The sequence below is a fragment of the Pseudomonas sp. LBUM1643 genome, from assembly GCF_059716215.1.
Genome location: NZ_CP166813.1, coordinates 465,604 through 480,434, shown reverse-complemented (window position 1 = coordinate 480,434; position 14,831 = coordinate 465,604). Strand labels below are relative to the sequence as shown.

Sequence of the window (14,831 nt, the reverse complement as noted above, 5' to 3'; positions counted from 1 at the left end):
CCAGGAACCGATTGAAGCCGCGCGCCAGATCACCCAGCTCATCGGCACGGCCGGAATCGAGTCGGTGAGTCAAATCTCCACCACCGCTACCGATGGCTACCAGCGCCGCTGTTACCTGTCGGATAGGCCGCACCAGCCCACGGGCCAGCAACACGACCAACAGCAAGCACACCAGCGCCACGGCGAGACCGATGCCGGCACTCATCCACATGGCTTGACGGGCTTCGGCATAGATCTGCGCCTGCGGCACTTCGGCCACCAACGTCCAACCCAGATCCCGCAACGGCAGGCTCAGCGCCAGATAATCTTCACCGTCGCGCACAAAGCTGCTGTGCCTGGCGGACGCATTGGAGGAAGCACGCTGCCCCATCACCGCTTGGGCGCCTGCCGCGCCAATTTGCTCCACTAACGTGCGTTTTCCGCTCAATTGCGCGTCAGGATGGACCTGGATCAACCCGTCGGAGCGCACGAGATAGACCTTGCCCCGCTGGCCAAAGCTGAAATTGTGGATCAACCCAGACAGCTCTTTCATGCTCAGGCCAAGCCCGGCAACGCCCACGACTTTGCCGGCCTGTTCGACCTTGAGGTCGATAAACAGCGCCAACTCACCGGTCGCGGCGTCATTGTCGATATTGAGGGTGCGTGACTGAGGGCTGTCGAGGAACGCGTAGAACCAGGCGTCCTTGGGGTTCGAACGACTGAGGGTCCGATCAAGGCCCTTTTCATTGTAGTAATGACTGGACGCTGTGCCGACTATCAATGCGGTGAAAGCGTCGTGTTCGGCGCGGATCCCTTCCAGATAGGTGACGAAGCTTGCCGCCTGGGCGCTGTTTTCACCTTCGGCCAGCCAGTCTCGCACCATGCTGTTGCTGGCAATATCCTTGGCGGCGGTGAGGGGTTGAACGAGGATGCGCTCGATGTCGTTGCGCATCGCTTCGATGCTCGACGGCAGCGCCTGTTCAACCAGATAGCTCTGGGCGAGGCGATTGACCACCAGGGTATAAATGCCAACCACGATCAGCACACTGACCAGCAGGGCGGTGCCCATGCTCAGGATCAGTTGCCATTGAATACTGCGTCGCCAGAACTGCATGGAACACCCCCAAAGAATAAGAGGCTGAAACACTGCAACAGCCGTGCCGATTGTATACAACAAAATCGACAATTTATTCTTTGGTTGTGCGCAAAGCCTATCAGGCCTGATTGATGGTCTTGGAGATCACTTCAACCGTGGCGCTGACTTGCTCTTGGTAACGGTCGAGTTCGAGCTTGTGTTGTTTTTTCATGTCGATCTGCTGGGAGCACAGATTCATCGCGGCCAGTACGAGCAGCCGGTCACCGATCAGCGTCGGGTACTTCTTTTTGGTGTCGGCCAGTGCAGCCTTCAACATTAACGCGGCGTCCAGCAGGGTTTGCTCTTCCCCGGCCGGCGCCCTGATCGAATAGTCCTCCCCCAGGATCGAGACGACTTTTACCCCTGCGGCGCCCTGATTCATGCGCTGACTGGGCCGGCGCTGACGCGCTCAACCAGGGCCTGGATGCGGGCAGCGGTGGCGCCTTGTTTTTCTTCCTGTTCCATCAGGCTCAATTGCAGGCTTTCGTTTTCGTCCTTGGTCTGGGCCAATTCGGCGCTCAGGGACTGGTTGGTGGCGAGCAGGGCCTGGTTCTGTTGCACCAGATCGCTGACCAGCTGTTCCAATTGGCTAAGGGATGCTTCCAACATTTTGATTTTCCAAGCATTTCAAGGGGCGCGTACGATAAAGAAAAGTCACCACGGATGCCAGGGTTATTCAGGCGCAAAGCCTTGATTTTCCTGGCGGGCGGCCTTCCTCGCGAGTTTTAAAGACTGTGATTGACCAATCTGGTTCCTGCACTTCGTCGCCGAGCATGTTGTGTAACAAAACCTCGCAGGCACTCAAGACATTAGTCGTATGACCGATAAGTCTTTCATACGTTAATAACAGCGCCTCTCGGATGCGCTTCTTCCGGTGAATACCATGTCCCTTCGTAATATGAATATCGCTCCGAGGGCCTTCCTCGGCTTTGCCTTGATTGGCGGATTGATGCTGGTTTTGGGGGTATTTGCCTTGAACCAGATGGGCAAGATCCGCGCGGCAACTGAAGACATTGCGTCTGCAAGCGTGCCGAGCGTGAAAAGCCTCGACGAATTCACTCAACTGACCCTGCGCCTGCGGGTGCTGTCCTATCGCCTGCTGATCAACCGCGAACCCGACGTACAGCAAAAGACCTTTGAGCTGTTCGAAATGCGCAATCAACAGATTCGCGACGCACAAAAAGTCTACGAGCCGCTGATCGATGGTCCGCGCGAACGTGCAGCCTATGATCAATACCTGCAATTGCTGGCGCAATATCGCCAGCTTGAAGACCAGATGAAGAGCCTGTCGCGCAACAATCAGGTCGAAGACTTGCGCAAGATGCTGAATACCGAATTGCTCACCAACTCTGAAGCCGTTAACGCCTCACTCGCGAAGTTGCTTGAGATCAACACTCAGCAAATCGAAGAAACCAATCAAGAGGCCGCCGACCAGTATTCATCGGCCTTCAACCTGGTCGTCGCGCTGCTGATCCTCGCCACAGGCCTGACCTTGCTGTTCGCCTGGTTGCTGACCAACAGCATTACCAAGCCCATCGCCAATGCCTTGAGCGCCGCCGAAGCCATTGCCGAGGGCAACCTGACTCGCCCGATCACCGTTGATGGCGAGGATGAAGCTGGCCGCTTGCTGCTGGCCATGTCGAAAATGCAGGACAAGCTGCGCGACACGCTGCAGCGGATTTCCGGTTCTGCCACGCAACTGGCCTCCGCCGCCGAAGAGCTCAACAGCGTCACCGACGAAAGCGCCCGTGGCCTGACTCAGCAAAACAATGAAATCGAACAGGCCGCTACGGCGGTCAACGAAATGACCAGCGCCGTGGAAGAAGTCGCCCGCAACGCCGTCAGCACGTCCGAAGCCTCGAAGAACGCCACCACCTCCGCCGGCGATGGCCGTGACCTGGTGCAGGAAACCGTCAGCGCCATCGAACGCATGAGTGCCGACGTACAGAGCACCGCCACGTTGATTGGCGACCTGGCTAACGAGTCCCGGGACATCGGCAAGGTGCTCGATGTTATTCGTGGCCTGGCCGACCAGACCAACCTCCTGGCCTTGAACGCAGCGATTGAAGCCGCTCGTGCCGGTGAAGCCGGCCGTGGTTTTGCGGTGGTGGCGGATGAGGTACGTGCGTTGGCCCATCGTACCCAGCAGTCGACCAGCGAAATTGAACGCATGATCGGCAGCATTCAGGGTGGCACCGAGCATGCGGTGAATTCGATGCGTAACAGCACCGAGCGTGCAGAGTCGACCTTGAACATCGCGCGGGGCGCCGGCCTGTCGCTGGACACGATCAACACCGCCATCGTAGAGATCAACGAGCGCAACCTGGTGATCGCCAGCGCAGCAGAAGAACAGGCGCAGGTGGCACGAGAAGTGGATCGCAATCTGGTGAACATCCGGGATTTGTCGGTGCAGTCGGCAACGGGCGCGAACCAGACGAGCGCGGCGAGCAACGAACTGTCGCGATTGGCGCTGGACCTCAACAACATGGTTGGGCGGTTTAGCCTCTAACCGCTAACACTACTTTTTTGGACCGATTGATTACTGTGGCGAGGGAGCTTGCTCCCGCTCGACTGCGAAGCAGTCGCAAATCCGTCCCCCGCTGAATCTGGCTCAACGCACTGACTGTTTGGGGTCGCTTCGCCACCCAGCGGGAGCAAGCTCCCTCGCCACAGGGATCGAGCTCAAACCGGTGACGTTGTCGTTGCGGCCAAAACCTTTTTGACAGCATCACATTTCAACAGGTTAGAATCGCTGGCACGCAGACTGCATGGTCAGTTTGTGCCCGCCTTTCAGCTTTTCTGGAGTACTGCCTTTGAATGCGACGACCATCAACAGCCTGTTCTTGATCGGCGCGTTGCTGGTAGGTGCGAGCATTCTGGTGAGCTCACTTTCGTCCCGCCTCGGCATCCCTATTCTGGTCATCATTCTTGCCGTCGGCATGGCCGCCGGTGTCGATGGTGGCGGCATTATTTTCGATAACTACCCGACGGCCTATCTGGTCGGCAACCTCGCACTGGCGGTCATTTTGCTCGATGGCGGGTTGCGCACCCGGGTGTCCAGTTTCCGCGTGGCGTTATGGCCGGCGCTCTCGCTGGCCACGGTCGGGGTGTTGATTACCACCGGACTGACCGGCATGGCCGCCGCCTGGCTGTTCAACCTGAACATGATTCAGGGGCTGCTGATCGGCGCCATCGTCGGTTCCACCGATGCCGCAGCGGTCTTCTCGCTACTGGGCGGTAAAGGCCTGAACGAACGGGTCACCGCCAGCCTCGAGATCGAGTCAGGCAGCAACGACCCGATGGCGGTGTTCCTCACCGTGACCCTGATCGACATGCTCGCCAGCGGCCAGACCGGTTTGCATTGGAGCTTGCTGACGCACCTGCTGCGCGAGTTCGGCATCGGTGGCGTCATCGGCCTTGGCGGCGGCTGGGTCATGCTGCAACTGGTCAACCGGATCAATCTGGCCAACGGGCTCTACCCGATTCTGGTGATAGCCGGCGGCCTGGTGGTCTTCGCCCTGACCAACGCCCTGCACGGCAGCGGTTTCCTTGCGGTGTACCTGTGCGGTCTGGTGATCGGCAATCGCCCGGTGCGCAGTCGCCACGGGATTTTGCACATGCTCGACGGCATGGCCTGGCTGGCGCAGATCGGGATGTTCCTCGTACTCGGCCTGTTGGTCACACCCCACGATTTGCTGCCCATCGCCCTGCCCGCCCTCGGGTTGGCGCTGTGGATGATTCTGTTTGCGCGGCCGCTGTCGGTGGTCGTCGGGTTGCTCCCGTTCAAAGCGTTCCATGGCCGCGAGAAAGCCTTTATTTCCTGGGTGGGCCTGCGCGGCGCAGTCCCGATCATTCTGGCGGTGTTCCCGCTGATGGCCGGGCTGCCCAATGCCCAGCTCTACTTCAACCTCGCGTTCTTTATCGTGCTGGTGTCGCTGCTGGTCCAGGGCACGAGCCTGCCATGGGTGGCGAAGCTGCTGAAGGTCACCGTGCCGCCAGAACCTGCGCCTATCTCTCGCGCCGCTCTGGAAGTCCACGTGACCAGCGAGTGGGAGCTGTTCGTTTATCGCCTCGGCGCCGAAAAATGGTGCATAGGTTCGCCCCTTCGCGACTTGAAAATGCCCGAAGGCACACGTATCGCAGCCCTGTTTCGTGGTCAGCAACTGCTCCATCCGTCGGGTAGTACCGTGCTCGAAGTCGATGATTTGCTGTGTGTTATCGGCCATGAACACAACCTTTCGGCCCTCGGAAAGCTCTTCAGCCAGGCGCCGCAACGGGGTCTGGATTTGCGCTTCTTCGGCGACTTCGTGCTCGAAGGAGATGCCCAGCTGGCCGCGGTTGCTGCCCTGTACGGGCTGAAGGTCGAAGGCATCGATCCGGACATGTCACTCGGCCGCTTCATCGCGCAGAAAGTGGGTGGTGCACCAGTAGTGGGCGACCAGGTTGAGTGGAACAGCACCATCTGGACAGTCGCGGTCATGGACGGGAACAAGATTGGTAAAGTGGGCGTCAGATTCCCCGAAGGAAGTCGCCCGGGTCCGGGACTCTTCCTCTAAACTCCCTACTTCGCCAGCTTTCGATCGGTCTCTATGTCAACCCTGCGCACCTATTTCTTCATGGCCCTGCTGGGCTTGAGCCTCACGGTCGGTACATTGCAAGCCGCCGAACCACCTTCCAGCGAAGCCGTGCAAGCAAGCCTGGACAAGATCGCCGATCGCAAACTGCCGGAAGCCGATCAGAAAGCCCTGCAAAGCATCCTGCAAAACACGCTGACACAGCTCAACAACAAGCGTGATTACGAGCAGAAGCTGATCGATCTCAAGCAGCAGCTGGCGACCGCCCCCAAGCAGAACATCGAGAATCAGCGTGAACTGACGCGGTTGAAGGGCACCAAGGTGCTGCCGGTGGAGCAACGCTTCGCCAACCTGTCGATTCAGCAACTTGAGCAGATGCTCACCGAGCGCTCAACCCAGCAAAGCGATCTGCAAAAGGCATTGGCCGATGCCAACAGCCTGGTCATCACTGCCCAAACCCGTCCCGAGCGCGCCCAGGCGGAAATCTCCGCCAGCCAGACGCGCATCCAGCAGATCAACAACATCCTCAAGGCCGGCAGGGACAATGGTAAGGCCCTGAGCGGTGAGCAGCGCGACCAGCTTAATGCCGAGCTTGCCGCCCTCAATGCGCTGATCCCGCTGCGACGCCAGGAACTGGCCGGTAACAGCCAGTTGCAAGACTTGGGTAACAGCCAGCATGACTTGCTCACGGAGAAATCCGATCGTCTGGACCAAGAGATCCAGGAACTGCAAAACCTGATCAACCAGAAGCGCCTGGCCCAGTCCCAGGAGACCGTCACCCAGCAGTCCATCGAAGCCCAGAAATCCGGTGGCAGTAGCTTGCTGGCCACTGAAAGCTCGATCAACCTGAAGCTGTCCGACTACCTGCTCAAAAGTACCGACCGCCTCAACATCGTCACCCAGCAAAACCTGCAAACCAAGCAGCAACTGGACAGCGTCACCCAGAGCGATTCGGCACTGGACGAGCAGATCAATGTGCTCAAAGGCAGCTTGCTGCTCTCCAAGATTCTCTACAAACAGAAGCAGGCCCTGCCGCGCCTCAAACTCGACCGCGACCTCGCCGACCAGATCGCCGACATTCGCCTGTATCAGTTCGATGTCAGCCAGCAACGCGAACTGCTGAGTAATCCGGCCACTTACGTCGACAATTTGCTGGCGACCCAACCGCCGGAGCAAGTCACCCCGCAACTGCGCAAGAGCCTGCTGGAACTGGCCAACACCCGCGCCGATTTGCTGGAGCGTTTGAACCGCGAATTGAGCGCAGTGCTCAATGAATCCATCACCCTGCAACTCAATCAGAAACAACTGCTGAGTACCGCGCAGAGCTTGCGCGCGACCCTCGACGAGCAGATGTTCTGGATCCCCAGCAACAAACCGCTGGATTTCGAGTGGATGCACGGCGTGCCGGAGCGCCTGCAGCGTCAGGTCACGACCCTGCCCTGGGCCTCCAGCGTGAGCGAGCTGTACGACGGTCTGACCCAGCGACCGCTGCTGTTCCTGCCGCTGGCGTTGTTGATCGGCGCGCTGCTGTGGCGTCGCAAGAGCCTGTATGCCCGCCTGAACAAGGTTCACCAGGACATCGGTCACTTCAAGCGTGACAGTCAGTTGCACACGCCGCAGGCGATCCTGATCAATATCCTGCTGGCGATGCCGGTTTCCCTCGCCCTCGCCTTATGTGGCCTGGCCTTGCAGATCGATGCTCGCGGGCAAAACGCCAACATGGGCGCGGCACTGTTGCAAATGGCGCAGGCCTGGCTGGTGTTCTACACCGCCTACCGCATTCTCGCGCCGGGTGGCGTGGCAGAGCTGCACTTCCGCTGGGAAAAACCCCAGGTCGAATTCCTGCAAGGCTGGGTCCGCCGACTCGGGCTGGTAGTGATGGCGCTGGTTGCCGTGGTGGCAGTTGCCGAGCTGCAACCGGCGGCGCTGGCAGATGACGTACTCGGCATGCCGGTGGTACTTACCTGTTATGCATTAATGGCCTGGCTGCTCAGCCGCCTGCTGATCAGCAGCCCGACTCACCAGAACGCCTCACTGTTCCGCAAGGCCGTGGGGATCATGTTCACGGCGCTACCGATCGCGTTGTTTGTGGCCGTGTGCTTCGGCTACTACTACACCGCGCTGAAACTCAGCGATCGGCTGATCAACACCCTTTACCTGCTGATGTTCTGGCTGGTGATCGAAGCCACCTTCGTCCGCGGCCTCAGCGTTGCAGCCCGACGCCTGGCCTATCAGCGTGCCCTGGCCAAACGCCAGGCCGCCAAAGAGGCTGGCGACGGCGAAGCGGTGATCGAAGAGCCAACGCTGGACATCGAAAAGGTCAACGAACAGTCCTTGCGCCTGATCCGCCTGGCGCTGCTCGGTGGGTTCATGGCCGCGCTGTATTGGGTCTGGTCGGACCTGATCTCGGTGTTCTCGTACCTGGACAACATCACCCTCTACGAATACACCAGCGGCACCGGCGCCAACATGAGCATGGTGCCGATCAGCATCGGCGACATGCTCGGCGCGCTGATCATCATTGGCATCACCTTCGCCCTCGCGCGCAACTTGCCGGGGCTGCTGGAAGTCCTGGTGCTGTCCAAGCTGAACCTGGCTCAGGGCAGTGCTTACGCCACGACCACCTTGCTGTCCTATGTGATCGCCGGCATAGGCTTCGTTTCCACCCTGTCGACCCTCGGCGTGAGCTGGGACAAGCTGCAATGGCTGGTGGCGGCGCTGTCGGTGGGGCTTGGTTTCGGGATGCAGGAGATCTTTGCGAACTTCATCTCCGGGATCATGATCCTGTTCGAACGCCCGGTACGGATCGGCGACACGATCACCATCGGCAACCTGTCGGGCACCGTGAGCAAGATACGTATTCGCGCCACGACCATTACCGACTTCGACCGCAAGGACATCATTGTCCCGAACAAGACGTTCATCACCGGGCAATTGATCAACTGGTCCCTGACCGACACCATCACCCGTGTAACGCTCAAGCTCGGCGTCGACTACGGCTCGGACCTGGACCTGGTCAAAGAGCTGTTGCTCAAGGCCGCCAGAGAAAACCCGCGCGTCCTGAAAGATCCGGAGCCCCACGTGTATTTCCTGAACTTCGGCGAAAGCACGCTCGACCACGAGCTGCGCATGCACGTGCGCGACCTCGGTGACCGAAACCCGGTACTCGACGAGGTCAACCGCTTCATCAATCGCGAGTTCAAGAAGCAGCACATCAACATCTCGTTCCGGCAGATGGAGGTTTACCTCAAGAACCTTCATGGCCAGGAATACAAAATGGTGCCGATCGAGCCGGAAACCAAAACCATCGTGCCGCTGGTCGATGGCAAACCGCCGCAAGAGCCTCCTGCCGCCAAGCTCGACTAACCCGCTTATCCCTAGCAGAATGCTCGGACATTCTGCTGGAGATGGCCGGTGAAAGCCCTCGACGAACTGACCTTCGATAACCGCTTCGCCCGCCTGGGCGATGCCTTTAGCGCCCATGTGCTGCCTGAACCCATCGACAACCCTCGACTGGTGGTGGCCAGCCCCGCCGCCATGGCGCTGCTTGATCTGGATCCGGCCGTGGCCGACACCCCGGAGTTCGCCGAGCTGTTCAGTGGCCACAAGCTCTGGGCGGACGCGGTGCCGAGGGCGATGGTCTATTCCGGTCACCAGTTTGGCTCCTACAACCCCCAATTGGGCGATGGTCGCGGGTTGCTGCTGGGTGAGGTCTACAACGAAGCCGGGGAACACTGGGATTTGCACCTGAAAGGCGCCGGTCAGACGCCCTTCTCGCGCATGGGCGATGGACGGGCGGTATTGCGCTCGTCGATCCGCGAGTTTCTGGCGTCTGAAGCGCTGAACGCCCTGAACATTCCGACCACCCGGGCGCTGTGCGTGATCGGTTCAGATACCCCGGTCTGGCGCGAGAAACAGGAACGCGCGGCCATGGTCCTGCGCCTGGCGCCGAGCCATATCCGTTTCGGGCATTTCGAGTATTTCTACTACACCAAACGCCCCGAGCAGCAGAACGAACTGGGCCAGCACGTCCTGGCCATGCACTTTGCGGAGTGTCTCGAACAACCGGAGCCTTATCTGGCGATGTTCCGGGAAATCGTCGAGCGCAATGCCGAGCTGATCGCCAAATGGCAAGCCTATGGTTTCTGCCACGGCGTGATGAACACCGACAACATGTCGATACTGGGCATCACCTTCGACTTCGGTCCGTTCGCATTCCTCGATGACTTCGACGCCAACTTCATCTGCAACCATTCTGATGATCAGGGCCGCTATTCCTTCAGCAACCAGGTGCCAATCGGCCAGTGGAACCTCAGCGCCCTCGCCCAGGCGCTGACGCCTTTCATCAGCGTCGAGGCCCTGCGCGAAACATTGGGGTTATACCTGCCGCTGTATCAGGCCCATTACCTGGACCTGATGCGCCACCGCCTCGGCCTCACCACCGCCGAAGACGATGACCAGAAACTGCTCGAACAGCTGCTGCAGCTGATGCAGAACAGCGGCGTCGACTACAGCCTGTTCTTCCGTCGCCTGGGCGACGAAGCACCGCAACTGGCCGTCGCCCGACTGCGCGATGACTTCGTCGACATCAAAGGTTTCGATGTCTGGGCCGAACACTACATCGCCCGGGTGGCGCGTGAAGGAGAGATTGACCAGCCGCAGCGCCGCGAACGGATGCACGCTGTGAACCCGCTCTACATCCTGCGCAACTACCTGGCGCAAAAAGCCATCGATGCGGCAGAGGGCGGCGATTACTCAGAGGTTCGCCGTTTGCATGCGGTGCTGAGCAAGCCGTTCGAGGAACAACCGGGGATGGAACGTTACGCCGAACGGCCGCCGGAGTGGGGCAAGCATCTGGAGATCAGTTGTTCGTCTTAATCGTGCTCAATCTAATGGATCGATGGCGCTGACGACTCGGCTAACGATATCCGCCATCGTCACCTCGTCGAGACGCTCGATGAATTTGGCAGACCCATCTCGGACACGCTGCTCAATATCGAAACTGCGCACCTGATTACATACGGCCACACCGTTTGTTTCATGACCGGAGATGATGACTGCCAACCCGCTGTTTCGACTGAAACTTCCGACGCTGGTCACTGGCACGGTCATGCTGACACCCAGTGCATTTATTTCTCTTGGTGTTATGACGACGAAGCGATGTCGGTTCATCATCTCGCGCCCCGCCACGGGATTAGGGTCAATCCAGTAGACATCGCCCCGCTGGGGAGCTTGCCGGCGAACCATCAACCCAGCTCCCGGCCGACTGGATCACCTTCGCGTGCAGACGCGGTCAATGCGTTCAGCTCAGACATTTCTTCAGAGCCCTCGAGCAGTTCTGCGAGGCTGAAGCGCTTGCGAGTCGTCGGAGAAACCGGGCGGGCTATCAACTCGCCATCGACTACATTCAGCTCCAATTGGGCTCCCACTTCCAGGTGCAAGAGCTTGAGTAAAGTAGGCGGGAGCGTAATCACCGCAGCGCCGCCTTGACGGCGTATTTTGGAAGTCACGGACATGGGGTAACTCCTATCCGAAGAAAGTGAGATATCGATTGGTCGATAAGTGCAACAAAAGTAGCACGTGATTGATGGCAAAGCGAACACCTCGAAAACGATTGAAGGCCTGAATTGCTCCCCAGCGTAGTTGCCGTTTCAGAACTGAATGCCTGGAAACTGTGAGCAGTTGCAACTGCCTTCGAGCCTGTGATGAGACGGCTACACTTGATAAACCCAGCTGTCGACTCCAACTCACCGTCATTGATTGCCCGATATTTTGGAGCCCGAAATGACCGACCCACTCCTCATCCCCTGCCCCCACTGCGACGGACTGAACCGCATCCCTGCCGAACGCATCAACGACCACCCTAAATGCGGCCGCTGCAAAGCCGAGGTGCTGTTGAACAAGCCCTTCGAATTGAAACAAAGCGCTTACGCCAGTCAGATCAAAGGCGATCTGCCGCTGCTGGTGGACGTGTGGGCGGACTGGTGCGGGCCGTGCAAGTCATTTGCGCCGGTGTTCGAGCAGGCGGCTGTGCAACTGGCGGGCAAATGTCGACTGGCCAAGCTGGACAGCGAAGCTAACCAGGCGTTGTCGGCGCAGTTGGGGGTTCGCTCGATTCCGAGCCTGATTTTGTTCAAGAACGGCCGGGAAGTGGCCCGCCAGAGCGGAGCGTTTCCGCTGCCACAGTTGATGAGCTGGTTACGTAGCCAGGGGATTTAAAGTCACGGCAGATCCAAATGTGGGAGCGAGCCTGCTCGCGATAGGGCCGTAACAACCAACATCGTTGTTGACTGTTACACCTCAATCGCGAGCAGGCTCGCTCCCACATGGGTTCTGTGTTGTCGGAAAATCAGGCGTTTTCGAGAAGGCTATGCAGCTCCACGAATTGCTGCGTCAGCTTGTGTCGAGGATCGAGATGGATCAGCGGCGTATTGGCCTGATGGGATTCGCGCATGCGCACCGACGTACTCAGGTAAACAGGCAGCACCGGCAATCCTTCCGCAATCAACTCGTCGAGAATTTGCTGAGGCAGGCTGGCCCGGGCCTGAAACTGGTTAACGACGATGCCTTCTACTTCCAGGCCTTCGTTATGGTCTTCCTTCAGTTCTTCGATTTCAGCCAGCAAACCGTACAGTGCCTGGCGCGAAAAACTGTCGCAATCGAACGGTATTAACACGCGATCTGCTGCGATCAATGCCGAAACCGCATAGAAATTCAATGCTGGCGGCGTATCGAGATAAATTCGGTCGTAATCTTCGGACAATTCGTCGAGCAGCTTACGCAGCTTGTTGATTTTGTGTTTCGCCTCAAGCTTGGGCTGCAAATCGGCCAGCTCGGCAGTGGCGGTGATGACATGGAGGTTGTCGAAAGGGGTTTCGTAGATATCGACCCTGTTTTTCTTCGAGAACGGCCCGGAAGACAGTGTCTGCTTGAAGAAATCGGCAATGCCCATCGGTATGTCATTACCGGTAAGGCCCGTCAGGTACTGGGTGGAGTTTGCCTGGGCATCGAGATCCACCAATAGGGTGCGATAGCCTTCGCTGGCGCTGACCGCTGCCAGATTGCAGGCAATGCTGGATTTGCCTACGCCACCTTTTTGATTAAACACCACGCGACGCATGTCAAAACCTCCGTGTATCAAAGAATGACCGAGTGTAGTGGTCTACCACGCCGCTTAGCTACCTCCTCCGTTGCAATATGAATGCTGGCCAAGCGACATCTTTCCACGGACCAACCGGTACATTTCGTTGTGCAAAATGTAACCAGCATTTGCTACACGCCCGCCGCACCGGGATAATGCGCGCCACTCGGCGCCTGGCGCCACGCAAGGCATGTCGCTGGTTTGTGACTCACTGCGTCAAAAAAGCCCCAGGGGCGGGATGAATGTCTGTGATCAATTTCAACATCGCCCAATGGCGCGCTTGGGCCCCTGGGCTCGAAAGTGTGGACGATTGGCAGGCCTGGAGCCGCGATCCGGTCGTACTGCCGAGCAGCGATGCAGCCCCCGACGTCTCTTTTCTGCCCGCGATGCAGCGTCGCCGGCTCAGCCGTCTGGCGCGGATGGCCTTCAGTGTTGGCTGGCCGTTGGCCGATGGTCTGAAGGACTTACCGCTGGTCTTTATATCCCGACACGGTGAAACACCGCGTACCTTCGATATCCTTAGTGAACTGGCTGCTGATCAGCCACTTTCACCCACTCAGTTCAGCCTCTCGGTTCACAACGCAATCATCGGTCTCTGGTCGATCATGCGGGGCGAAACCAGTGAAATGACTGCGCTCGCGGCGGCCGGCGACGGTCTGGAACACGGCATGCTAGAGGCTGCGGCACTGCTTGAAGAAGGCGCGCCTGCGGTGCTGGTGGTGGTCACCGAAGAGCAACCGCCCGAAGCCTACTCGACCTGGATTGACGATGTGCCGTTCCCCTATGCGCTGGGTCTGATGCTCACACCCGGTAAAGATTGGCAGCTGTCCCTGAACAGCACTTCACAAGCATTGTCCAAACCCCACTGGCCTCACGCATTGAATCTCTTGCGTACCCTGCTCGGCCAGCAGACCACCTGCCAACATGCCTGGAAAAATCGTGTATGGACCTGGCAACGCAACCTGTAACCGGAAAAGCCCGCGACGCCTATTACTGGCGTTTGCTGGCGACTGCCGCGAGTTTCACCCTCTTCGGGTTGGGCGGGCTGTGCCTGCGCCTGTTGGTTTTCCCGATCCTGAACTGCCTGCCTGGTGATACCCGGACCCACAGGCTGCGGGCAAGGAAAACCGTTAGTCGCTGCTTCTGGTTTTTTGTGCGGTTCATGGCCCGCTCCGGCGTGCTGACCTACGACATTCAGGGCGCCGAAAAGCTCGGCCGGCCAGGGCAGATGATCGTGGCCAATCACCCGTCGCTGATCGACGTAGTGTTTCTGATTGGCCTTGTGCCCCATGCTAACTGCGTGGTCAAAAAAAGCCTGTGGGAAAATCCCTTCACCCGTGGCCCCCTGCGCAGCACCGACTACATCAGTAACGACGGCAGCATGGACATGCTCGATGCCGCCGCCGATGCACTGAAAAGCGGCCAGACCCTGATCATCTTTCCCGAAGGCACTCGCACCCAGCCCGGTGAACCACCGGCCTTTCATCGGGGGGCAGCGGCAATCGCGCTGCGCGGTGCGAAAATCCTCACCCCGGTGACCATTAAAGTCAGCCCCACGACGCTCACCAAGGCAGAGCCCTGGTATCGGATCCCGAAACGTCGCGTGCACTTCAGTTTCCACGTCGGGGCCGATATAGACCCACAAGCCTTCGCCGCGTGTGGCCCGGCGCCCCAGGCCTCACGCAAGCTCAACGATTTTTTGCATTCTTACTACATTAAGGAGCTCGCCGAAGATGAGCGATCTACACCGTGAAATCAAACAACTGATCATTGACGCCCTGGGCCTCGAAGACATCAGCGCACAGGACATCGGCGACGACCAGACGCTGTTCGGCGAAGGCCTGGGCCTGGACTCGGTAGATGCGCTTGAACTCGGCCTGGCGATCCAGAAAAAGTACGGCATCAAAATCGATGCCGATGCGAAGGACACGCGCAATCACTTCAGTAACGTGGCGAGCCTTGCGGCGTTCGTCACCGCAAAACAGGCAGCTTGAGACCGGAC

The 14,831-nt window shown here is 58.9% G+C and carries 13 protein-coding genes and 2 pseudogenes; 9 read left to right on the top strand and 6 right to left on the bottom strand.

Going from position 1 to position 14,831, the window contains the following annotated elements; translation table 11 throughout:
- Positions 1–4: 4 nt before the first annotated feature.
- From ACA063_RS02115 to ACA063_RS02105, 3 genes and pseudogenes are all read right to left on the bottom strand, one after another.
- Positions 5–1,048, bottom strand: a pseudogene (locus ACA063_RS02115) (HAMP domain-containing protein); the annotation flags it as partial.
- Positions 1,049–1,193: 145 nt separating this feature from the next.
- On the bottom strand, positions 1,194–1,496 hold the full coding sequence (locus tag ACA063_RS02110) for a cell division protein ZapA (protein ID WP_497664604.1): 303 nt from the start codon (positions 1,494–1,496) through the stop codon (positions 1,194–1,196).
- The gene (locus ACA063_RS02105) at positions 1,493–1,723 is read right to left on the bottom strand and encodes a hypothetical protein (RefSeq protein ID WP_497664603.1); all 231 of its coding nucleotides are present in this window, start codon (positions 1,721–1,723) and stop codon (positions 1,493–1,495) included. Before ACA063_RS02105 ends, ACA063_RS02110 begins: the two co-directional genes overlap by 4 nt.
- A 274-nt stretch (positions 1,724–1,997) precedes the next feature.
- On the opposite strand from ACA063_RS02105, the pseudogene ACA063_RS02100 reads away from it, so the two are divergent.
- From ACA063_RS02100 to selO, 5 genes and pseudogenes are all read left to right on the top strand, one after another.
- Positions 1,998–2,768 (top strand): annotated as a pseudogene (locus tag ACA063_RS02100) (MCP four helix bundle domain-containing protein); the annotation flags it as partial.
- Positions 2,751–3,623, top strand: a complete 873-nt coding sequence (locus ACA063_RS02095; protein WP_490146241.1) for a methyl-accepting chemotaxis protein — start codon at positions 2,751–2,753, stop codon at positions 3,621–3,623. The pseudogene ACA063_RS02100 and the gene ACA063_RS02095, both read left to right, overlap by 18 nt.
- A gap of 304 nt (positions 3,624–3,927) precedes the next feature.
- Positions 3,928–5,670: a potassium/proton antiporter gene (locus ACA063_RS02090; RefSeq protein WP_497664602.1), complete on the top strand. Its 1,743-nt coding sequence runs from the start codon at positions 3,928–3,930 to the stop codon at positions 5,668–5,670.
- Between the two features lie 33 nt (positions 5,671–5,703).
- The gene (gene mscK / locus ACA063_RS02085) at positions 5,704–9,054 is read left to right on the top strand and encodes a mechanosensitive channel MscK (RefSeq protein ID WP_497664601.1); all 3,351 of its coding nucleotides are present in this window, start codon (positions 5,704–5,706) and stop codon (positions 9,052–9,054) included.
- A gap of 48 nt (positions 9,055–9,102) precedes the next feature.
- The gene (gene selO, locus ACA063_RS02080; protein WP_497664600.1) at positions 9,103–10,566 is read left to right on the top strand and encodes a protein adenylyltransferase SelO; all 1,464 of its coding nucleotides are present in this window, start codon (positions 9,103–9,105) and stop codon (positions 10,564–10,566) included.
- Between the two features lie 6 nt (positions 10,567–10,572).
- Here the strand turns inward: selO and mazF are convergent, their stop codons facing one another.
- Positions 10,573–10,935 (bottom strand): type II toxin-antitoxin system toxin MazF, encoded by a 363-nt coding sequence (gene mazF, locus ACA063_RS02075; RefSeq protein WP_497664599.1) that lies wholly within the window; start codon positions 10,933–10,935, stop codon positions 10,573–10,575.
- On the bottom strand, positions 10,935–11,204 hold the full coding sequence (gene mazE, locus ACA063_RS02070; RefSeq protein WP_497664598.1) for a type II toxin-antitoxin system antitoxin MazE: 270 nt from the start codon (positions 11,202–11,204) through the stop codon (positions 10,935–10,937). The genes mazF and mazE overlap by 1 nt, the downstream gene beginning before the upstream one ends.
- Positions 11,205–11,472: 268 nt before the next feature.
- Between mazE and trxC the strand changes: the two genes are divergently transcribed.
- Positions 11,473–11,907, top strand: a complete 435-nt coding sequence (trxC, locus tag ACA063_RS02065; protein ID WP_497664597.1) for a thioredoxin TrxC — start codon at positions 11,473–11,475, stop codon at positions 11,905–11,907.
- A 130-nt stretch (positions 11,908–12,037) separates the two neighbouring features.
- On the opposite strand, the gene ACA063_RS02060 is transcribed toward trxC, so the two are convergent.
- A complete protein-coding gene (locus tag ACA063_RS02060; protein ID WP_497664596.1) occupies positions 12,038–12,808 on the bottom strand; it encodes a ParA family protein in 771 nt (256 codons plus the stop codon).
- Between the two features lie 263 nt (positions 12,809–13,071).
- Here ACA063_RS02060 and ACA063_RS02055 point away from each other — a divergent pair, with 263 nt between their 5' ends.
- From ACA063_RS02055 to ACA063_RS02045, 3 genes are read left to right on the top strand one after another with little or no spacing between them, the layout of a single operon-like run.
- On the top strand, positions 13,072–13,797 hold the full coding sequence (locus ACA063_RS02055; RefSeq protein WP_497664595.1) for a beta-ketoacyl synthase chain length factor: 726 nt from the start codon (positions 13,072–13,074) through the stop codon (positions 13,795–13,797).
- The gene (locus tag ACA063_RS02050; protein WP_497664594.1) at positions 13,773–14,582 is read left to right on the top strand and encodes a lysophospholipid acyltransferase family protein; all 810 of its coding nucleotides are present in this window, start codon (positions 13,773–13,775) and stop codon (positions 14,580–14,582) included. Before ACA063_RS02055 ends, ACA063_RS02050 begins: the two co-directional genes overlap by 25 nt.
- On the top strand, positions 14,563–14,823 hold the full coding sequence (locus ACA063_RS02045; protein WP_122841506.1) for a phosphopantetheine-binding protein: 261 nt from the start codon (positions 14,563–14,565) through the stop codon (positions 14,821–14,823). The genes ACA063_RS02050 and ACA063_RS02045 overlap by 20 nt, the downstream gene beginning before the upstream one ends.
- Positions 14,824–14,831: the final 8 nt, after the last annotated feature.